This window comes from Streptomyces sp. NPDC093225, from assembly GCF_044753805.1.
Taxonomy (GTDB): Bacteria; Actinomycetota; Actinomycetes; order Streptomycetales; family Streptomycetaceae; genus Streptomyces.
This window is the reverse complement of record NZ_JBIVNX010000022.1, coordinates 66,265-85,648: the sequence shown is the minus strand read 5'-3', so window position 1 is coordinate 85,648 and position 19,384 is coordinate 66,265. Positions and strand designations below refer to the sequence as shown.

Genomic DNA, 19,384 nt, shown 5'->3' with positions numbered 1-19,384 from the left:
CGTCGGCTGCTACCCGGCGGCCGCCCGACGGGCCGTCACTTGATGAGGGCGTTGGCCACCACGATCGCCAGCCCGATCGCCGCGTCCGCCAGGCCGATCAGCAGCGCCGGGGCGAGCCGGTACCCGGTCCGCAGCGCGGCGAAGACGCCCCACGCGAACAGCAGCGCCGTGTTCAGGCCCAGCCCGACGGCCGTCGTGGCCGGTTCGCCCCAGCCGGCGAAGCCGGCCAGGCAGAGCAGGAGCACCGTCGGCAGCGAGGCCGCGACCATCGGCCACTCGTCGCGCAGTTCCCGCCCCAGCTGCTTCCAGCGGTGGGCGCCCCGGTGTTCCGGGGAGGCCGCCCCGTGCGAGGACATGTGGTGGGCGTAACCGTGCACCAGCGCGGCCGCGCCGACCGTCACCAGCACCCAGGCCGCGTCGTAGAACGGGGTGTAAGGGGTGCCCTCGTTCTGGAGGGCGGCCAGCAGTGCGCTGGACAGGATGGTTCCGTACACCCCTCCGAAGATCCACTCGGCCCCGCCGCGGGCCGCCGCCGTCCGGGTGCGCAGGACGGGGTCGAGCGCGGGTGGTGTAGCGGTCCGCGGCCGCGCGCCGGTCTCCGGCGCCGTGCCCGTCTCCGGCCGTGCGCCGGTCTCCAGGATGGTCTGGGGGGCCCGCTGGTCGTTCACGTCTTTCCTTCCGCTGCCGTCCCCCTGACCGCGGCAACGTTACGGGACCGCGGATGAGGGCGGCGTCAAGACGTGCTGCGGGCCATGGCCTCCTGGACGGCCTCGGGCGTGCGCGCGACCACCGCCGTGCCGTCGTCGGCGGTGATGATGGGTCGCTGGATCAGCTTGGGGTGCGCGGCGAGCGCGGCGATCCACCGGCCCCGGGACGCCTCGTCCCGCGCCCAGTCCTTGAGTCCGAGCTCCTTCGCGGCGGCCTCCGCGGTCCGCGTGATGTCCCACGGCTCCAGGCCGAGCCGGTCCAGCACGGCGCGGATCTCGTCCTCGGTCGGTACGTCCTCCAGGTAGCGGCGCACGGTGTACTCGGCGCCCTCCTCGTCGAGCAGGTGCAGCGCGCTGCGGCACTTGGAACAGGCGGGATTGATCCAGATCTCCATGCCGGAAACCGTACCTCTCCCCGCCCGCCGCGCCGTCGCCCGGACCCGGACGCGGACCAGGCCCCGATCCGGCCTCGGCCGCCCCCGCCCGCACCCTCCTCCACAACCGCCCGCCGGGCCCCAACCGGCCCTCGACCAGCGGTGATTGTCAGTGCCCCCCACTAAAATCGAAGCAGAAAGCCACCGTCCGACACCGCCCTTCGGGAGGCTGCCGATGACCGCTTCGACCCTTGTCCCCGTCAAGAAGAAGCCCCTGCCCGCCGGCCTGCCGCGCGAGTGGTACGAGAACCACAACCGCCGGCTCAAGGCCATGCGCCTTGCCATATCCCTGCTCGACGCGGGCACCTACGACGCGAAGCGCGCGACCAACCGGAAGATCCGCTCGATGGCGGTCCGTACCGGTATCCACCGCCCGTCCAACACCACCTGCCGGCTGGTCCGCTCACTCATGACCTGACGGTCCCGTCAGCGGCGGCCGTTGCCCCCGTCAACGGCCGTCGTTCCGGTTCCCGTTGTCGTGGTTGTCGCCGTAGTTGTCGCCGTGGTTGTCACCACGGTTGTCGTTGCGGTTGTCGTACCGGTTGTCATTGCGGTTGTCGTACCGGCTGTCGTACCGGTCGTCGTACCGGTTGTCGTTCCGGTTGCCGTGGTCGTCGTCCCAGCACCAACTGGGCCTGTCGTTCCAGTCGCGGTTGCAGCAGTCGTTCCACCAGCGCCAGTCGTTCACGTGCCGGCTGTCGTCGCACCTCTCCCACCGGTGGTTGGCCGGAGCGGTCGAGACGGAGCTGGCCGAAGCGCTGACGGCGGGCAGCAGAGCGAGCGAGACCGCGAAGGCCCCTGTGGCGATCCCCGCAACCATCCTGCGGCGCATGTCCATGCACCTCCGCACATGTATCGGTATGTCCGTTCTTTTCATCCCCCTTCTTCCACCCTCACTCTGACCCGCCGCCATGTCAAAGCGCGAAGGCCCCCGGCACCGCTCCGAAGAGCGGGGCCGGGGGCCGTTCGTCGAGCTCAGACCGGGTTCCCCATCAGTAGGAACCGGTCGTCCTAGATGTCGAAGTAGAGCTCGAACTCGTGCGGGTGCGGGCGCAGCTGGATCGGGGCGATCTCGTGCTGGCGCTTGTAGTCGATCCAGGTCTCGATCAGGTCGCTGGTGAAGACACCGCCGGCCTGGAGGTACTCGTTGTCGTTCTCCAGCGCGGTGAGCACCGCGTCGAGGGAGGTCGGGACCTGCGGGACGGCCGCGTGCTCGTCGGGGGCGAGCTCGTAGAGGTCCTTGTCGATCGGCTCCATCGGCTCGATCTTGTTCTTGACGCCGTCGAGGCCGGCCAGCAGGAGCGCCGAGAAGGCGAGGTACGGGTTGGACGACGGGTCCGGCGCGCGGAACTCGACGCGCTTGGCCTTCGGGTTCGAGCCGGTGATCGGGATGCGCATGGCCGCGGAGCGGTTGCGCTGCGAGTACACCATGTTGACCGGGGCCTCGAAGCCGGGCACCAGGCGGTGGTAGGAGTTCACCGTCGGGTTGGTGAAGGCGAGCAGCGACGGGGCGTGCTTGAGGATGCCGCCGATGTAGTAGCGGGCGGTGTCCGAGAGGCCCGCGTAGCCGGTCTCGTCGTAGAAGAGCGGCTCGCCGCCCTGCCACAGCGACTGGTGGACGTGCATGCCCGAGCCGTTGTCACCGAAGATCGGCTTCGGCATGAAGGTCGCGGTCTTGCCGTTGCGCCAGGCGACGTTCTTCACGATGTACTTGAAGAGCATCAGGTCGTCGGCCGCGGCGAGCAGCGTGTTGAACTTGTAGTTGATCTCGGCCTGGCCACCGGTGCCGACCTCGTGGTGCTGGCGCTCGACCTGCAGGCCCTGGCGGTCCAGCTCGAGGGAGATCTCGGCGCGCAGGTCGGCGAAGTGGTCGACCGGGGCGACCGGGAAGTAACCGCCCTTGTAGCGGACCTTGTAGCCGCGGTTGTTCTCCTCCTTGCCGGTGTTCCAGGCGCCGGCCTCGGAGTCGATGTGGTAGAAGCCCTCGTTCGCGGAGGTGGCGAAGCGCACCGAGTCGAACACGTAGAACTCGGCCTCGGGGCCGAAGTACGCGGTGTCGGCGATGCCGGTGGAGGCGAGGTAGGCCTCGGCCTTCTTCGCGATGTTGCGCGGGTCGCGGCTGTAGGCCTCGCCCGTGATCGGGTCGTGGATGAAGAAGTTGACGTTCAGCGTCTTGTCGCGGCGGAACGGGTCCAGGCGCGCGGTGGACAGGTCGGCGCGCAGCGCCATGTCCGACTCGTGGATGGCCTGGAAGCCGCGGATCGAGGAGCCGTCGAAGGCCAGCTCCTCGTTCGGGTCGAACGCCGCCGCCGGGATGCTGAAGTGCTGCATCACACCGGGCAGGTCGCAGAACCGGACATCAACGAACTTGATGTCGTTGTCCGCGATGTACTTCTTCGCGTCGTCGGCGTTCTGGAACATCCAACTCCTCCTACTCCCGACCCCCGGGGGAGGGGCGGGTTGCGTAGCTCGTGGTGCGTCAGTGCGGTGGCGCACGCTGACCCGACCATAAGCAGACGGGATTTCTCAAGCATGACCCATTTGTTTCGCACAAGTTAACCGGGGGACCGCCCGGTAACACGCGACGTCCTCGCTCGCGTACCCCGTCAGGTCGCATTCCATACCCCGTGAGGCCCTGAAGATCGCCCCGGAGCGACGGGTACCGTGGACGGGTGGACAACAGAGAAGCAATCGGATCGTGGCTCTCGGGACCCCGTGCGGCGGCCGAGGAGATGGGCGTCGACTTCGGGTACCGGGGGGAGCGCCTGGGGCTTCCGCAGGACGGTCCCGGCTCCGTCGCCCGGGTCGGGCGGCGCATGGCGGCGATCGTCGTCGACTGGGGCCTGTGCTCGCTGATCGCATTCAGGCTGATCGCCGACGGTGACGTGCAGAAGATGGGCAGCTGGCCGCTGCTGGTCTTCCTCGTGCTGAGCGTCCTGACCGTCGGCACCGTGGGGTTCACGCCCGGAAAGCGGATCGTGGGTCTGCGCGTCGTGGCCGAGGACGGCGGCCGGCTCGGCCTCCCCCGCGTGGTGCTGCGCAGCGTGCTGCTGGCCCTCTTCGTCCCGGCCCTGATCTGGGACCGCGACGGCCGCGGACTGCACGACCGGCTCGCGAAGGCCGTCCAGGTCCGGATCTGACCGCCCCGCCTCCGTCCCACCGCACCGTCGCCACATCTCACCGCTCGCCCCCTCGTCGTATACGGCTGTGGGGCCCGGGCCCCCCGGGCCCGGGCGCCCGACCGGGAGCACTCGGGGGGGGGGAGCCCCCACAGCACCGCGGCCGCCCCCGGCCCCCCCGGGCCCGCCCCCACCCCCCCCCCCGCCCCCACCACCCCCCGCCCCCCCCCTCGTCGTAGCGGGCGGGGCCCCGGCCACCGTGGGCCCGGGCCCCACAGCCGTATACGACGAGGGGGTGGTCAGCGCATCTTGCCGCGCGGCATCCGCGCGCCGCCGCGGCCCGGCAGCGGACCCTTCGGCAGCGGCATGTTGCTCATCAGGTCGCCCATCGCGCGCAGCCGGTCGTTGACCGTGGTGACCTGCGGGCCGGCCAGCACGCGCGGCAGCTTCAGCAGCGTGGTGCGGACCTTCTTGAGCGGGACCTCGCCCTCGCCCGTGCCCACGATGATGTCGTGGACCGGGATGTCGGGGAGGATGCGGTTCATCTTCTTCTTCTCGGCGGCGAGGAGGGTCTTGACCCGGTTCGGGTTGCCCTCCGCCACCAGAACGATGCCGGCCTTGCCCACCGCGCGGTGGACGATGTCCTGGTTGCGGTTCATCGCGACGGCCGGGGTGGTGGTCCAGCCTCGGCCCACGTTCTCCAGCACCGCCGCGGCGGCTCCCGGCTGGCCCTCCATCTGCCCGAAGGCGGCCTTCTCCGCGCGTCGGCCGAAGATGATCGCCATGGCCAGGAAGGCGACCAGGAAGCCCAGGATGCCCAGGTAGACCGGGTGGTCGATCAGGAAGCCGATGCCGAGGAAGACACCGAAGGTGATGATGCCCACGCCCGCGACGATCAGACCGACCTTCGGGTCGGCCTTGCGGGTCATCTTGTACGTCAGTGCGATCTGCTTGAGTCGCCCGGGGTTCGCAGTCGCTGCTGCGTTTTCCTTCCTCGCCATAAACCGAAGTTTACGTGTCCTACGGCAGACGGGTAGCCACGGCCTCGAGCGCGTGCTCGGTTTCGACCCGGTCGCTCGCGCGGCGGCGGTCCTCCAGGACCGCGGTCCAGGCGTTGCGGCGGGCGGTCCGCATGAGGAGCGACTCGATCGCGTGGAGCGCGTCCTTGACGGTCGGGATGGCGGTGGCGCGTACGGGCGCGGCCTGCATGGTGACGATCCCTTCGTGGTGGCGCTCTGAACGTGGTGTGTGCGGTGCGTGGAGCCATCGTCACTGATTGGTGTTACCAGTGCGTGACCCGGCGGTCAAACAGTGATGAAACCTTGATGGTGCGGGTGGGGCGCATGAGGCTGATGTGACTCTTGGTGACCGCTCGCGTGCGGCGGTGTGCGCCATTCCACAAGCGGGACGCCCGCCCCTGGAGGGCTCTCGGCGAGCCGGTCGGGCCCCGTCGGGGACACCGGCCGGGGACGGGCCGGGGACACCGGTCGGGGACACCGGTCAGGGAACGACGAAGCGGCCCGCAGGGGTTCCCTGCGGGCCGCTTCGTCGGTCACGTCCGGTCGCCGGTCAGGCGTTCGCGCGCTTGTCCATCGCCTGCTGGTACAGGCGGCCGGCGCGGTACGAGGACCGGACCAGCGGGCCGGACATCACGCCGGAGAAGCCGATCTCCTCGGCCTCCTTCGCCAGCTCGACGAACTCGTCCGGCTTCACCCAGCGCTCCACGGGGTGGTGCCGCGGCGTGGGCCGCAGGTACTGGGTGATGGTGATGAGCTCGGTGCCGGCCTCGTGCAGGTCGCGCAGCGCCTGGCTGATCTCCTCGCGCTCCTCGCCCATGCCGAGGATGAGGTTCGACTTGGTGACCAGGCCGTACGCGCGCGCCTTGGTGATGACCTCCAGCGAGCGCTCGTACCGGAAGCCCGGCCGGATGCGGCGGAAGATCCGCGGCACGGTCTCGACGTTGTGCGCGAAGACCTCGGGGCGGGAGGCGAAGACCTCCTCCAGCAGCTCCGGCACCGCGTTGAAGTCGGGGGCCAGCAGCTCGACCTTGGTGTGGCCGGCCTCGCGACCGGCGGTCTGCTGGTGGATCTGGCGCACGGTCTCGGCGTACAGCCAGGCGCCGCCGTCCTCGAGGTCGTCGCGGGCGACGCCGGTGATGGTGGCGTAGTTCAGGTCCATCGTGACGACGGACTCGCCGACGCGGCGCGGCTCGTCGCGGTCGAGGGCCTCGGGCTTGCCCGTGTCGATCTGGCAGAAGTCACAGCGCCGCGTGCACTGGTCGCCGCCGATGAGGAAGGTGGCCTCGCGGTCCTCCCAGCATTCGTAGATGTTCGGACAGCCGGCCTCCTGGCACACGGTGTGCAGGCCCTCGCTCTTCACGAGGCTCTGCATCGCCTTGTACTCGGGACCCATCTTCGCCCGGGTCTTGATCCACTCGGGCTTGCGCTCGATGGGGGTCTGGGCGTTACGGACCTCGAGGCGCAGCATCTTGCGTCCGTCGGGTGCGACTGCGGACACGACCGGCTCCCTGTGACTTTTGATTCCTCGGCGCCCACCAGGGTACGCCCGTTATTCGTACGCTCTTACGTCCGGCCAACCTGAGACTGCGCGGAGGCATTCCCGAGTCGGGCGGGGGACCGGCCTACCCGTCGGTAGGTCCGGCCGGGTCAGGCCGGGGTCGCCGCGGGGGCCGGGGCGGCCGCGGGCTCCGCGGAGGCCCGTGCGGCCGGGTGCGGCACCTCTCTCGGGGCCAGCGTCGCGTCCGCCATCACCTCCGCCAGGTGGCGTTCGGCCACCGGCAGGACGTCGGCGATGGTGATCTCCTTGCCCAGTTCCTCCGAGAGCGACGTCACACCGGCGTCGCGGATCCCGCACGGGATGATCCGGTCGAACCAGGTGGCGTCGGGGTTCACGTTGAGCGCGAAGCCGTGCATCGTGACGCCCTTCGCGACCCGGATGCCGATGGCGGCGAGCTTGCGGTCCTCGCGGCGCTGGCCGGCGTTGGAGGGGGCGTACTCGGGGCCGTTCAGCCGCGGGTCGAACTCCTCGTCCGTCAGCCGCGGGTCGAAGTCCAGCTTCAGGCCGCCCAGCGCCGGCCGCTGCTCCACCGGGTCGCCCAGCACCCACACGCCCGACCGGCCCTCGACGCGGGTGGTCTCCAGGCCGAACTCGGCGGCGGTGCGGATGAGGGCCTCTTCGAGGCGGCGCACGTGGGCGACCACGTCCACGGGGCGCGGCAGCTTCATGATCGGGTAGCCGACCAGCTGGCCCGGCCCGTGCCAGGTGATCTTCCCGCCGCGGTCGACGTCGATGACGGGGGTGCCGTCCAGCGGGCGCTCGCTGTCCGCCGTGCGGCGGCCGGCGGTGTAGACCGGCGGGTGCTCCACCAGCAGGCAGGTGTCGTCGATCTCGTCCGCGAAGCGGGCGGCGTGGACCCGGCGCTGCTCCTCCCACGCCTCGGTGTACTCGACGGACTCCGAACCGAAGCCCAGACGGACAAACCGCAGATCAGCCACCGCAGCGCCTCCTCGTTGAAACGGCTGTGCGTGCATACCGCACCCACCCAGGGTACGGCGGGCCCTCGCGGGGGCCCGGGGCGGGCTGCCGGGGGCCGGGGCGGGCTGCCCGAGGTCAGGGGGCGGTCGCCGGGGCCGGCTGTCGGGGGTCAGGGGCCGATCGCCGGGGCCGGCTCCGCGAGCTCCGGCGGGAGCTGCGGCCTGCGCCGCCGACCGCGCGGGAAGTCGGGGTCCTCCTCGGCCCGGGGCAGCGCCCGGTGCCCCTCCGAGTGGTCGTTCACCCAACCGCACACGCCGCACGCGTAGCGCCCGTCCAACCCGGCGATCAGGGTCCCGCACCGGCGGCACTCCGCCTCGGTGATCTCCGGGGCCGACGGTGCGTGGACGGGGTCGTGCGGGTTCATGCCCGGCAGCGTACGCAAGGGCGTAGGGGTGATCCGTAAAGGGGCGGGCGAGTTCTTCGCACGATCGGATGAATGTGGGGCAGAGCGGGCGGGAAAGGCCGAGATGGCCGCTACATTCACGCCGTTCACAGGGCCGGGCAGTGGCCGCAGAGGACCGGGCAGCAGCGGTCCGGAAGTCAGGAGACCGTGGAGCCGATGACGGAACGACCCCCGCAGCGCGTCCCCAACCGGCAGCTCGCGGCCCTGATCGCGGAAGCGGGCTTCTCCAATGCCGGGCTGGCCCGCAGGGTCGACCAGCTCGGCCTGGAACACGGCCTCGACCTGCGGTACGACAAGACGTCCGTGACCCGGTGGCTGCGCGGGCAGCAGCCGCGCGGCACCACCCCCGCGCTGATCGCGGAGGTCTTCACGCGGCGCCTCGGCCGCCGGCTCTCCGCCCAGGACCTCGGCCTCGACGCCTGCGCCCCGGTCTACGCGGGCCTGGAGTTCGCGGCCACGCCCGAGGAGGCCGTGGACATCGCGAGCGGGCTGTGGCGCAAGGACTCCGGAAGCCACGCCGAACTGCGCAAGATCGCCTTCACGCCGGCCGGCCTGGTCGTCCCCAGCCGGGACTGGCTCATCGGCCGCCCCGACGAGCGGGTGGGCCGCGGTGAGTCGGCCGTCGCGCGCGTGCCCGGCCAGGGCCGCTTCACCGTGCCCCGGCAGCGGGCCGTCGACCGCGGGCCCGGGCAGCGCGTGACCGGCGGCGACATCGCCGCGCTGCGCTCGGTGGGCGAGCTGTTCCGGACGCTGGACCAGGCCTACGGCGGCGGGCACGCCCGCCAGGCGCTGGTGCGCTACCTCGAGCACGAGGCTGAGCCGATGCTGCGCGGCACCTACGGGGAGGCCACCGGGCGGCGGCTGTTCGCGGCCGCCGCCGACCTGACCCGGCTCGCGGGCTGGACCTCGTACGACATCGCCGCGCACGGGCTGGCCCAGCGGTACTTCGTGCAGGCGCTGCGGCTCGCGCAGGCCGCGGGGGACCGGCCGTACGGGTCGTACGTCCTGGTCACGATGAGCCGGCAGGCGGTCTACCTCGGGCACGGCCGGGAGGCGGTCCAGCTCGCCCGGGTGGCGCAGCAGGGCGTGGGCACCGGCGCCCCGCCGGTGGTGCAGGCGCTGCTGCACGCGGCGGAGGCGCGCGGGCACGGGGTGCTCGGCGAGGTGCGGGCGTGCACGGCGTCGCTGGTGCGGGCCGAGCGGACGCTGGGGGCGGCGCGGCCGGGGGACGACGTGCCGCACTGGGCGCGGTTCTTCGACGAGGCGCAGCTGGCGGACGAGTTCGCGCACGCGCACCGGGACCTCCAGCAGTACCGGGCCGCGGCGCAGCACGCCGAGCGATCCCTCCAGCTGCGCGCCCCCGGCTACGCGCGCTCCCGGCTGTTCTGCCGCGTGGTGCTGGCCTCGGCGCGGTTGGGGCTGGGCGAGCTGGACCAGGCGTGTGCGCTGGGGGCGGAGGCTGCGCAGCAGGCCACGGAGATGCGGTCGGTGCGGGCGGTGGAGTACGTCCGCGACTTCGAGCGGCGGCTGGAGCCGTACCGGGATGCCGCCGCCGTCCGCACGTACCGCGACCGGGTCGCGTCCTTGCCGTAGCGGGTGGGTGGGGTGGGGCTTGGAGTCCTGTCGGTCCGGTCCGGTCCGGTCCGGTTCGGTCTGGGTCCGGTCCGGCCTCGGGCCGGTGGGCCCTGCGGGGCGATGTCCCCTCCCCGCCCCTTCCCGAAACCGTGGCTTGCGACCACGGACGCCGCCCTGCCGGGCTCCGCCCGGGAACCCTGGCGCTGCGCGCCGGGTGCGCTCAAACGCCGCGCGGGCTGGATGTGCCGGTCTCGACAGTTCTGGCGTGCGGGTTGGGTGTGCCTGTTCCGGCGGTTCCAGCCTCGCCGGCGTTTGAGGCGCGGGGTCTGGGGCGGAGCCCCAGGAAGGCCGGCGCGGAGCGCCGGGTGGGGCCGGGGCGGAGCCCCGGGGAACGGGGAAGGGCGGGTAGGGGAAACCGCCCCGCAGGGCCGCGGGGGGGGGGGCCCGGCCGGGGGGGGGGGCCCCCCCGCCCCCCCCCCCCCCCCCCCCCCCCCCCCCCCCCCCCCCCCCCCCCCCCCCGCGCCCCCCCCCCCCCCCCCCCCCCCCCCCCCCCGCGGCCCTGGCCGGCAAGGCCGGGCCGGGACCGGGGGCGGGGCTCAGGCGGCCGCAGGCAGCGGCACCGGCGGCTCCGCAGCCGGCACCCCGAAGTCGCGCAGGACCGACTGCACCGCACGCCGGGCCGAGAACAGGGCCCCCTGGACCGTGTTCGTGTCCCGGTGGTCGCCGCACACGTACAGACCCGACAGCACCCGCACCGGCCGCCGCAGATCGTGCGGCGGCGGCATCGCCGGCACCGCCTCCCGCGTGTGGTGCACCGCCAGCGGTTCCCACAGGGCCGCGTCCGGCCCGTACAGGAACGCCAGGTGCGCCCGGACCACCGACTCGGCGGGCGGCCGCCCGAGCACCGTGGAGGAGACCAGCGCCCGCCCGGCGGGCGCCCGCCGCGGGTCGACGGCGGACATGACGGCCGAGTGCGCCACGGGACCGCGCCCGTCGCCCTCCAGCAGCAGCGACGCGTCCAGCGGCGCCACCGTCCCCGCCGGCACCGTGTGATGGAACACGCTGAGCTCGTGGAACTCCGGCACCCGCAGCCCCGGCAGCAGTTCCGCGGCCGCCCGCGCCCCCGTCGCCAGCAGTACCGCCCGGCACCGGAAGTCGCCGTGGTCGGCGGTCCGCACCACGCTCGTCGACACGGACCGCACCCGCACCCCGGTGCGCAGCGTGCCGGGCGGCAGCCCCGCCGCCAGCAGGTCGGGCAGGGCGGCCGCGCCGCCCTCGGGCACGGCCAGCCGCCCGCGTGCGAAGCCGCGCAGCGCCAGGTCCGCGCACCGGCTGGACGTACCGAGCTCGGCGTCGCTGAGGAGCGTGGCGAGCAGGGGCCTGAGCACCCCCGAGAAGGGGCGCGGCAGGGCCGCGAGGGCGGTCCGCTCGGGCCGCGCCAACAGCCGGTCCACGGGTACGGCGGCCAGCCGGGCCAGCGCCGCGTTCAGGAACGAGCCGCTGGCCAGGGCGCGTGCGGCCGTGCGCGTGCCGCCGACCCGCTGCTGCCGGCCGCCCTCCCCGCAGACCAGGACGCCTGGGGCGAACGGCCGCAGGACGAGGCCGGTCAGACCCGGAGTGCGGCTGAGCTCCGGGTACGAGGTGTTGAGCAACTGGCCGATCCGGTCGAGCCGGAAGCCGTCGACGGTCTCGGTGGCCATCCGGCCGCCCGCTCCGTCCGCCGCTTCCAGCACGGTGACGTTGACTCCGGCGCCGATGAGGTGGTGCGCGGCCGCGAGTCCGGAGACTCCCGCTCCCACGATGACGACGTCCGCGTGATGTGCGCTGCTGAGCACGTGCCCCTCCCCGAGGTCGGCGCGGCTGGTGTGGGGATCCTCCTTCCCCCAACGGGCTCCACCAGAACCCGAGTCCGGCACGAGAGTGGGCGCAAGTCCGGTCGCATACGGTCGCACGCCGGTCGCACAGCGGTCGTATTCGGTCGTCTGTGGGCGTGCGGGGTGGCTGGTACTGGTGGGGTCGGGCGCGGGGTGGGTGGGGGTCTCGTGCGGCTTCGGGTGGGGGTAGGGGTGGGGGTCTGGTGCGGCTTCGAGGCGGGCCGGTGTGGGGGCTGGGCGTGGGGTCAGGCGGGGTGGGCGGATTGGTGGGTGGGCGGATTGGTGGGTGAGTGGGTGGCGGGCGCGGGGCGGGTCAGCGCCGGCTGTGCTCGGCGGCGTTCTCGTCGAGTGCTGCCCGTAGGGCGGACTCGATCGTCCCGTCCGCGAACGCGAAGCCGGCGGCCACCAGCCGCTTGGGCACCGCCCGCTGACTGCCCAACACGTCCTGGGCGAGCTCGCCCAGGACGAGCCGCAGCGCGAACTCGGGTACCGCGCACACCGTCGGGCGGTGCAGCACGTGCCCCATGGCCTCCGTCACCTCGCGGTTGGTGGCCGGCAGCGGCCCGGTCAGGTTCACGGGCCCGGCCAGCGCGGAGTCCTCGATCAGGAAGCGCAGCGCCGCGATGTGGTCGCGCAGCGAGATCCAGCTCCAGTACTGGCGCCCACCTCCCAACCGTCCGCCCAGCCCCAGCCGGAACAGCGGCCACATCCGGCCCCAAGCCCCGCCGGAGCCCGACACCACCAGGCCGTTGCGGGCCAGGACGGTCCGCACGCCGGCCGCCGCGGCCGGTGCCGTGGCCGCCTCCCATTCCGCGCACACGGTGGGCAGGAAGCCCGTCCCCGCAGGGGACTCCTCGTCCAGGACCCGGTCGCCGCCGTCGCCGTAGTAGCCGACGCCCGAGGCGCTGACCAGCACGCGCGGCGGGTCGGGCAGCGAGGCGATGGCCTCGGCGATGGTGCGGGTGCCCAGGACGCGGCTGTCGCGGATCTCCTTCTTGTACGCGTCCGTCCACCGGTGGTCCCCGATCCCGGCGCCCGCCAGGTGCACCACCGCGTCGCAGTCGGCCAGGCCGGGCTCGGCGACGTAACCGCGCTTGGGGTCCCACGTCAGTTCGTCGGGAGCGGCGGGCGGCCTGCGCACCAACCGCACCACCTCGTGCCCGTCCGCCCGCAGGGAGCGCACCAGCGCCTTACCGATGAGCCCGGTCGAACCGGTGACAGCGATCCGCATGCCCGCATCCTGCCCCAGTCGGGGGGTCTCGCGGAGGGTCGGGGGCGCCGGGGTGTCGCGGGGGTGGGGGAGGGCGTGAGGGGGAGGGCGTGGGGGCTTCGGGGTGGGGGCCGGTGTGGGGGGTGGGCTCGCTTCGGGTGTGGGTCCCGTGGTGTGTGGGTCCCCTCGGTGCTTGACAGGGGTGGCCTGCAGGCCCTGCGGCAGGCCCACCCCGAGGGCTTCGGGGCTTCGCCCGGGCCTGCGGCCCCCTCGGCCCGGGCCTGCCTCCGGACCAGCCTGCCACCCCTGTCCTGCGCCTCCCCCACACACCACGGGACCCACCAGCCACCGCCAAGGATTCGGCTGCCTGGGTGGAGGGAGGGGGGTCGGGTGGGTGCCGTACAGCTCGGGATTCCCTCGGCGTTGGCGAAGGAGTTCGGCCCGGTCGGGTGGCCGGGGGAGGCAGCCTGGCCAGGTGGCCAGGTCAACTGGTCGGATCGGGTGGTCGGTCAGGTGGCCCGGGCGGGCCGTACGGTCGACAGTGGTCCTGTGACAGAACCCAGCCCGGCCGGTGCGGGGTCGGCGGAGGCGGAGTCCGGCGAGCCGCACCACCCCGACGGGATGAGCACCCGGCTCAACTGGCTGCGGGCGGGGGTGCTCGGCGCCAACGACGGGATCATCTCCACCGCGGGCCTCGTCGTGGGCGTGGCCGGCACCACGACGTCCCGCTCGTCGCTCCTGGCCGCCGGGGTCGCCGGGCTGCTGGCCGGGTCCCTGTCGATGGCGGCCGGCGAGTACGTCTCGGTCAGCTCGCAGCGCGACTCCGAGCGGGCCGCGCTCGACACCGAGCGGCGCGAGCTCGCCGAGGACCCGGAGGCCGAGCTCGACGAGTTGACCGGGCTGTTGGCCGCCCGGGGGCTGAGCCGGGACGTGGCGCGCGAGGCGGCCGTCCAGCTCAGCGAGCGCGACGCGCTGCGTGCGCACGCCCGCGTGGAGCTCGGGATCGAGCCGGACGAGCTGGCCAACCCCTGGCACGCCGCCCTCGCCAGCCTCGTGGCCTTCACGGTCGGGGCGCTGCTGCCGCTGCTCGCGATCCTGCTGCCGGGCCCCGACCAGCGGGTGCCGGTGACGTTCGGGGCCGTGCTCGTCGCGCTGGTGGTCTGCGGCCAGGTGAGCTCACGGCTCGGCGGCGCGCCGTCCGCGCGGGCGGTGGTGCGCAACGTGGCGGGCGGCGCCCTCGCGATGACCGTCACGTACGCGGTCGGCCGCCTCCTCGACGTCGCCGGTGCCTGAGTCCCGCCCGTCCGCTCCCCGGGTCAGGTCGCGTACGTCGTACGGCCCAGTGGCCGCTGCCGCCGTGGACGCCGTACCCGGCCTGCGGCGCGCGCCCCGCGGATCGGCCGGCACCCTCCGGCCGCGCGGCCGCGCGGGGCGGTCCAGCGGCGCGGTCGGAGTGCGGGCGGGGCGCGGGCGTACGAGGGTGAAGGGGTGAGACCGCGCCGACGTCGGGAGGCGGAGCCCGGCTGGCTCCGGGGCGCGCCGCCGCCCCGGTGGGCCCGGATCGCGCCCGCCGTGGCCCTGGTGGTGCTGTCCCTGCTCCAGCACGTCACCCCGGCCAACATCGAGCTCGGCTACTTCCTGGCGGGTCTGCCGCCGGTGGCGGCCTTCTCGTACGGCGCGATGGGCACGTCCGTGTTCGCGGGCCTCGTGCTGGTGCTGCTGGGCGTGTCCAGCCTCGGCGTCGGCAAGGCCCGGGGCACCGACATCGTGACCGTGGCGCTGGTGGGGCTCCTGAGCGTGGTGATCGCGTGGGTGCGCCGGCGGCGGGACGCGCAGCTCGTGTCCGTGCGCACGGTCGCCGAGGCGGCCCAGCTGGCGGTGCTCCCGCCGGTGCCGGAGCGGGTGGGGGACGTGCGGTGCACGGGTCTGTACCGGGCCGCGCAGCGGGGCACGCTGGTGGGCGGCGACCTGTTCGACGTGCGGGCCGGTCCGTACGGCGTACGCGCCGTCGTCGGCGACGTGCAGGGCCACGGGCTCGCCGCGGTGGGCACGGTGGCGGCGCTGCTGGGGGCGTTCCGGGAGGGGGCGCTGGACGACGCCGGGCTGGCGGCCGTGGCGGAACGACTGGACCGGCGGCTCGTGGAGGACGCGGCCGGGATCGAGAACGGCGAGCTGTTCGCGACGGCGGCCCTGCTGGAGTTCCCGCCGGGACGGGACCTGGTCCGCATCGTGTCGTGCGGGCACCCGCCGGTGCTCCGGCTGCGCGCGGACACCGTCTCGGTGGTGCCGGCGGAGCCGGCGCCGCCGTTGGGGCTGGGGCTCGCGGGGCTGGCGACCCCGTCCGTGGCGGAGGCGGTGCTGGCACCGGGGGACCGGCTCTTCATCCACACCGACGGGGTGACGGAGGCCCGGGACACGAAGGGGGACTTCTACCCCCTGTACGAGCGCCTGGCGGCCCTCTCGGACGCGCCGGACCTCGTCGCGGCGGTATGGCACGACCTGATCGACTTCACGCAGGGGCCGGGGGACGACGTGGCGATCCTGCTGCTGTCCCGCGACTCCTGAGCGGGCCTACGCCCCGGTCACCAGCGGCATCGACGCCGTCAGCGTGCGCAGGCAGCGGACCGCGGTCTCGGCGGGGGAGCCGGGACCGGCGACGGGTGCGTCGGTGGCGGCCCAGACCTCGAGGGCGACCCGGATCGCGTCCGTGGCGGCCGCGGCGAGGAGCCGTACGTCCAGCGGGTCGGCGTCCTCGCCGGCTAGCCGCGCCAGCACCGGCACCAGCCGGTCCTCGGACTCCTGGTTCACCCGGAACCAGACCGCCCGCAGCGCGGGGTCCTCCTCCGCGGCGCGCAGCAGCCCGCGCGTCCACTCCAGGCCCTCCTCGCCGCCCGGCAGGCTCAGGGCGCCCCGCACCGCCCGCTCTATGGCGGGCCCGAGGGCCACCCCCGGCTCCTCCGCCGCCAGCAGGGCCCGCCACTCGTCGCCACCGCCGGCGAGCAGCGGCGCGACGGCGTCCTGCTTGCTGCGGAAGTACCGGTAGAAGGTGCGCAGGGCCACCCCCGCCCGGCGCGCGATGTCCTCGGCGGTGGTGCCGTCCGGGCCGTGCTCGGCGAACAGCGCGCACGCGGCCCGCGCGATGTCGAGCTGGGTGGCCGCCTTGCGGCGCTCCGTGAGGGACTGACCGGGACCCGGGACGGGGGAGTAGGGGCGAGGCGAGTTCACATCCGCAGCGTACGCCAGTCCGGCAGCGAAGTGCATGAATTGTCAAGATGGCAAAGTGTGTCATTCGGGCGTACGCTGGCCAGGGCCGGCCGGGACCGGGAGTCCCCGGCACCCGCATCCGGCCCCTGCGTCACCCCGAACCCCTTACCCCCGTGGAGAAGACGGCAATGCAGCGTTACGAAGGACGGCGCGTCCTCATCACCGGCGGCGGCTCCGGCATCGGCCAGGCCACCGTGCACCGGATCCTCGCGGAGGGCGGTCGCGTCGTGGCCGTCGACGTCAACGAGGCCGGCCTGAAGGCCACCGCCGAACGGGCCGCCGCCGACGGCACGGGCGAGCGCCTGACCACCGCCGTCCTCGACATCTCCGACGAGGCCGCCGTCCGCGCGGGCGTGGCCGCCGCCGCGGAGACCCTCGGCGGGCTCGACGTCCTCGTCAACGCCGCCGGCATCCTGCGCTCCGAGCACACCCACAAGACCACGCTGGAGCTCTGGAACAAGATCGTCTCGGTGAACCTCACCGGCACGTTCCTGATGGTCCGCGAGGCCCTCCCCGCCCTCCTGGCGGGCGACAAGCCGGTCATCGTCAACTTCAGCTCGACCTCGGCCTCGTTCGCCCACCCCTACATGTCCGCGTACGCGGCCACCAAGGGCGGCATCCAGGCGATGACCCACTCGCTCGCCGCGGAGTACAGCAAGCAGGGCCTGCGCGCCGTGAGCGTCGCGCCCGGCTCGATCGCCAGCGACATGACCAGCGGCACCGGCCCGGGCCTCCCCGAGGACACCGACTGGAGCCTGTTCGCCAAGCTGGCCCCGGCCATCGGCCAGGGCTTCGCCGGCCCGGAGACCGTGGCCGGCGTCGTCGCCATGCTCGGCTCGGAGGACGGCGCCTTCATCACGGGCACCGAGATCCGCATCGACGGCGGCACCCACTACTGATCCGTCACACGCCGGCCTGGTGGTGCCACCTCGGCCCGGCTCCCCCCGGCCGCCCGGAGGCCGTACCCCGGACCGCCGGTGGGGGCAGTCGGCCGTGACGGTGATGGCGAGTCGGGCCCGTCCCCGGTGGCGTTCCAGAGCCGGGCCCGCTGCCGTGATGGCGTGTGAGTCGCGCCAGGCCCCCGTAACGGCCTACGAGTCGGGGCCCGACCCCCGTACGGCCCACGAGTCGGGGCCCGACCCCCGTGACGGTATCCGGAACGCAGGCCCCCCTCCCGCGACGGAGTCGGGCCCGCCGCCCCGCCGCCCAGCCCCTCAACCCCGTGTGGTGTGTGGGGGAGGTGCTTGAGGCGGTATGGCAGGCTGGTCCGGAGGCAGGCCCGGGCCTGGGGTGGCCGCAGGCCAGGGCCGAAGGCCCCGAAGCCCCAGGGGTGGGCCTGCCGCAGGGCCTGCAGGCCATACCGGGTCAAGCGCCGGGGGACCCACACACCACAGGGTGGAGGCTCCCGTGCCCCCGCCCAGCGGCTCCGCTTCCGTACCCCACTCCCAGCGCTCAGCCACCCAGACGCTCAGCCACTCAACGCTCAGCCACCCAGACGCTCAGCCACCCAGACGCTCAGCCCCCAGACGCTCAGCCGCCCCCCCACTAACTCACCCACCCCCCGCCTCACTCCACCTCCCGGAACCTCCGCCACAGCCGCGGGTAGCGGTCCACCAGGAGCGACTCGTCCTCGAAGTCCACCGGCGTGCCCTCCGGCTCCGCCGCCTGCTGCGGGATGCCGAGGTCCGGGGCCACGACACCGGTCAGCTGCTCGTACGCCTCGTCGGCGGCGTACCCGAGGTCCTCGCCGTCCCCGTCGATCTCCTCGTCGAACTCGCCCAGCAGCTCCGCCAGCCGGTCCGGCTCGTGCACCCCGCCCTCGAAGACCTCCCGCCCCTGCCCGATCAGCCAGCACCGGAAGTAGTCGAAGGCGTCGTCGCTCGCCCCGTCCAGCAGCACCCAGGCCGCGCCCCACAACTCCCACGTGTAGGCCCGGCTGTACCGGGACTCGAAGTGCCGGGCGAAGTCCAGCACGGAGTCCGGGTCGAGCTGCAGCAGCCGCTCGACCAGCAGGTCCGCATGCTCCTCCGGGTCGCCCTCGGCGGCCTCTCGGGTGCTGTCGACGATCTCCCAGAACTCCGTCTCGTCCATCACGCGTCCAGCATCACGGCAACGTCTGCCCCACGCCACCGCGCGATCCGTGGCAGGGTCGCGGCATGACCGAAGGCAGCACACCGTCCGGAGCACCGCGCACGGCCGCCCTCGCCGGCCGGATCGCCCTCGTCGCCGGGGCCACCCGAGGAGCCGGCCGCGCCATCGCCGTGCAGCTCGGCGCCGCCGGCGCCACCGTCTACGTCACCGGCCGCACCACCCGCACGGGGGTCAGCGAGGTCGGCCGCACCACGGAGACCATCGAGGAGACCGCCGAGCTGGTGACGGCCGCCGGCGGGACCGGCATCGCGCTACCGGCCGACCACCTCGACCCCGAGCAGGTGCGGGCGGTCGTCGAGCAGATCGACACCCAGCAGGGACGGCTCGACGTCCTCGTCAACGACCTGTGGGGCGGTGAGCACCTGGTCGTCTTCGGGAAGAAGATGTGGGAGACCGAGCTCGACCGCGGCCTGCGGATGCTCGAACTGGGCGTGAAGAGCCACGTCATCACCAGCTGGCACGCCCTGCCGCTGCTGATCCGGAACCCGGGCGGACTGGTCGTGGAGATCACCGACGGCACCGCCGCCACCAACCGGCGCTTCCGCGAGAACTTCTTCTACGACCTCGCCAAGAACGGCCCGATCCGGATGGCCGCCAACCTCGCCCACGACCTCGAGGGCACCGGCTGCACCGCCGTCTCGCTCACCCCCGGATGGCTGCGTTCCGAGCAGATGCTCGAGCACTTCGGCGTCACCGAGGCCAATTGGCGCGATGCCACCGCCGAGGTGCCGGACTTCGCCGTTTCCGAGACGCCGCTGTACATCGCCAGGGCGGTGGCCGCCCTGGCCGCCGACCCGGACGTGCACCGCTGGAACGGCCGCTCCCTCTCCAGCGGCGAGCTCGCCAGGGAGTACGGGTTCACCGATGCGGACGGCAGCCGTCCGGACGCCTGGGCCTACATCGAGGAGGTCCGCCACGGCGGCGCAGACCGCACCCCCGACGACTACCGCTGACGCAAAAACGGAACGGGCGGGGGGGCCCCCCCCCCGGGGGGGCCCCCCGCGGGGGCGGGGGGGCGGACCAGGGCCCCGGGCCCCGGCCCCCCGCCCCCCCCCCCAAGACCCACCAACAACACCCCACACACCAACCCCA

General features: G+C 73.7%; 20 protein-coding genes. 7 read left to right on the top strand and 13 right to left on the bottom strand.

What is annotated here, in order from left to right:
• Positions 1-35 precede the first annotated feature (35 nt).
• Positions 36-668 carry a hypothetical protein gene (locus ACIQCH_RS21100; RefSeq protein WP_402582936.1) on the bottom strand — a complete coding sequence of 211 codons (633 nt, stop codon included), beginning with the start codon at positions 666-668 and terminating at the stop codon, positions 36-38.
• 65 nt (positions 669-733) lie between these two features.
• Positions 734-1,102, bottom strand: a complete 369-nt coding sequence (locus ACIQCH_RS21095) for an arsenate reductase family protein (protein WP_402582934.1) — start codon at positions 1,100-1,102, stop codon at positions 734-736.
• Positions 1,103-1,316: 214 nt separating this feature from the next.
• Between ACIQCH_RS21095 and ACIQCH_RS21090 the strand changes: the two genes are divergently transcribed.
• The gene (locus ACIQCH_RS21090; RefSeq protein WP_402582932.1) at positions 1,317-1,559 is read left to right on the top strand and encodes a hypothetical protein; all 243 of its coding nucleotides are present in this window, start codon (positions 1,317-1,319) and stop codon (positions 1,557-1,559) included.
• A gap of 30 nt (positions 1,560-1,589) precedes the next feature.
• On the opposite strand, the gene ACIQCH_RS21085 is transcribed toward ACIQCH_RS21090, so the two are convergent.
• Together ACIQCH_RS21085 and glnA are read right to left on the bottom strand one after the other, a co-directional pair.
• Positions 1,590-1,973 carry a hypothetical protein gene (locus ACIQCH_RS21085; RefSeq protein ID WP_402582930.1) on the bottom strand — a complete coding sequence of 128 codons (384 nt, stop codon included), beginning with the start codon at positions 1,971-1,973 and terminating at the stop codon, positions 1,590-1,592.
• 179 nt (positions 1,974-2,152) lie between these two features.
• Positions 2,153-3,562: a type I glutamate--ammonia ligase gene (glnA, locus tag ACIQCH_RS21080; protein ID WP_402582928.1), complete on the bottom strand. Its 1,410-nt coding sequence runs from the start codon at positions 3,560-3,562 to the stop codon at positions 2,153-2,155.
• A gap of 251 nt (positions 3,563-3,813) precedes the next feature.
• Here glnA and ACIQCH_RS21075 point away from each other — a divergent pair, with 251 nt between their 5' ends.
• Positions 3,814-4,281: an RDD family protein gene (locus tag ACIQCH_RS21075; protein WP_402582926.1), complete on the top strand. Its 468-nt coding sequence runs from the start codon at positions 3,814-3,816 to the stop codon at positions 4,279-4,281.
• Between the two features lie 278 nt (positions 4,282-4,559).
• On the opposite strand, the gene ACIQCH_RS21070 is transcribed toward ACIQCH_RS21075, so the two are convergent.
• The 5 genes from ACIQCH_RS21070 to ACIQCH_RS21050 form a co-directional block, all read right to left on the bottom strand.
• Entirely contained in the window at positions 4,560-5,261 is a 702-nt protein-coding gene (locus ACIQCH_RS21070) for a DUF4191 domain-containing protein (RefSeq protein ID WP_402582924.1), read from the bottom strand.
• 19 nt (positions 5,262-5,280) lie between these two features.
• On the bottom strand, positions 5,281-5,469 hold the full coding sequence (locus ACIQCH_RS21065) for a hypothetical protein (protein WP_402582922.1): 189 nt from the start codon (positions 5,467-5,469) through the stop codon (positions 5,281-5,283).
• 360 nt (positions 5,470-5,829) lie between these two features.
• The gene (gene lipA / locus ACIQCH_RS21060; protein ID WP_402582920.1) at positions 5,830-6,777 is read right to left on the bottom strand and encodes a lipoyl synthase; all 948 of its coding nucleotides are present in this window, start codon (positions 6,775-6,777) and stop codon (positions 5,830-5,832) included.
• Between the two features lie 149 nt (positions 6,778-6,926).
• A complete protein-coding gene (lipB, locus tag ACIQCH_RS21055) occupies positions 6,927-7,775 on the bottom strand; it encodes a lipoyl(octanoyl) transferase LipB (protein WP_402582918.1) in 849 nt (282 codons plus the stop codon).
• A 149-nt stretch (positions 7,776-7,924) separates the two neighbouring features.
• Positions 7,925-8,179 (bottom strand): hypothetical protein, encoded by a 255-nt coding sequence (locus ACIQCH_RS21050; RefSeq protein WP_402582916.1) that lies wholly within the window; start codon positions 8,177-8,179, stop codon positions 7,925-7,927.
• 195 nt (positions 8,180-8,374) lie between these two features.
• Here ACIQCH_RS21050 and ACIQCH_RS21045 point away from each other — a divergent pair, with 195 nt between their 5' ends.
• Positions 8,375-9,811 carry a regulator gene (locus ACIQCH_RS21045; RefSeq protein WP_402582914.1) on the top strand — a complete coding sequence of 479 codons (1,437 nt, stop codon included), beginning with the start codon at positions 8,375-8,377 and terminating at the stop codon, positions 9,809-9,811.
• Positions 9,812-10,389: 578 nt separating this feature from the next.
• Here the strand turns inward: ACIQCH_RS21045 and ACIQCH_RS21040 are convergent.
• Positions 10,390-11,628, bottom strand: coding sequence for an FAD-dependent oxidoreductase (locus ACIQCH_RS21040; protein WP_402582912.1), 1,239 nt, complete (start codon positions 11,626-11,628; stop codon positions 10,390-10,392).
• A gap of 352 nt (positions 11,629-11,980) precedes the next feature.
• Positions 11,981-12,898, bottom strand: coding sequence for a TIGR01777 family oxidoreductase (locus tag ACIQCH_RS21035; protein WP_402582910.1), 918 nt, complete (start codon positions 12,896-12,898; stop codon positions 11,981-11,983).
• Between the two features lie 600 nt (positions 12,899-13,498).
• Here ACIQCH_RS21035 and ACIQCH_RS21030 point away from each other — a divergent pair.
• Both ACIQCH_RS21030 and ACIQCH_RS21025 read left to right on the top strand, forming a co-directional pair.
• On the top strand, positions 13,499-14,170 hold the full coding sequence (locus ACIQCH_RS21030; RefSeq protein ID WP_402583014.1) for a VIT family protein: 672 nt from the start codon (positions 13,499-13,501) through the stop codon (positions 14,168-14,170).
• 195 nt (positions 14,171-14,365) lie between these two features.
• Positions 14,366-15,442: a PP2C family protein-serine/threonine phosphatase gene (locus ACIQCH_RS21025; protein ID WP_402582908.1), complete on the top strand. Its 1,077-nt coding sequence runs from the start codon at positions 14,366-14,368 to the stop codon at positions 15,440-15,442.
• Positions 15,443-15,448: 6 nt separating this feature from the next.
• Here ACIQCH_RS21025 and ACIQCH_RS21020 read toward each other — a convergent pair whose 3' ends face one another.
• Positions 15,449-16,102, bottom strand: a complete 654-nt coding sequence (locus tag ACIQCH_RS21020) for a TetR family transcriptional regulator (protein ID WP_402582907.1) — start codon at positions 16,100-16,102, stop codon at positions 15,449-15,451.
• A gap of 167 nt (positions 16,103-16,269) precedes the next feature.
• Between ACIQCH_RS21020 and ACIQCH_RS21015 the strand changes: the two genes are divergently transcribed.
• Positions 16,270-17,040 carry an SDR family NAD(P)-dependent oxidoreductase gene (locus tag ACIQCH_RS21015; protein WP_402582905.1) on the top strand — a complete coding sequence of 257 codons (771 nt, stop codon included), beginning with the start codon at positions 16,270-16,272 and terminating at the stop codon, positions 17,038-17,040.
• Positions 17,041-17,707: 667 nt separating this feature from the next.
• On the opposite strand, the gene ACIQCH_RS21010 is transcribed toward ACIQCH_RS21015, so the two are convergent.
• Positions 17,708-18,232, bottom strand: a complete 525-nt coding sequence (locus ACIQCH_RS21010; protein WP_402583012.1) for a DUF4240 domain-containing protein — start codon at positions 18,230-18,232, stop codon at positions 17,708-17,710.
• A 65-nt stretch (positions 18,233-18,297) separates the two neighbouring features.
• Here ACIQCH_RS21010 and ACIQCH_RS21005 point away from each other — a divergent pair, with 65 nt between their 5' ends.
• Positions 18,298-19,245 (top strand): SDR family oxidoreductase, encoded by a 948-nt coding sequence (locus tag ACIQCH_RS21005; protein WP_402582903.1) that lies wholly within the window; start codon positions 18,298-18,300, stop codon positions 19,243-19,245.
• Positions 19,246-19,384: the final 139 nt, after the last annotated feature.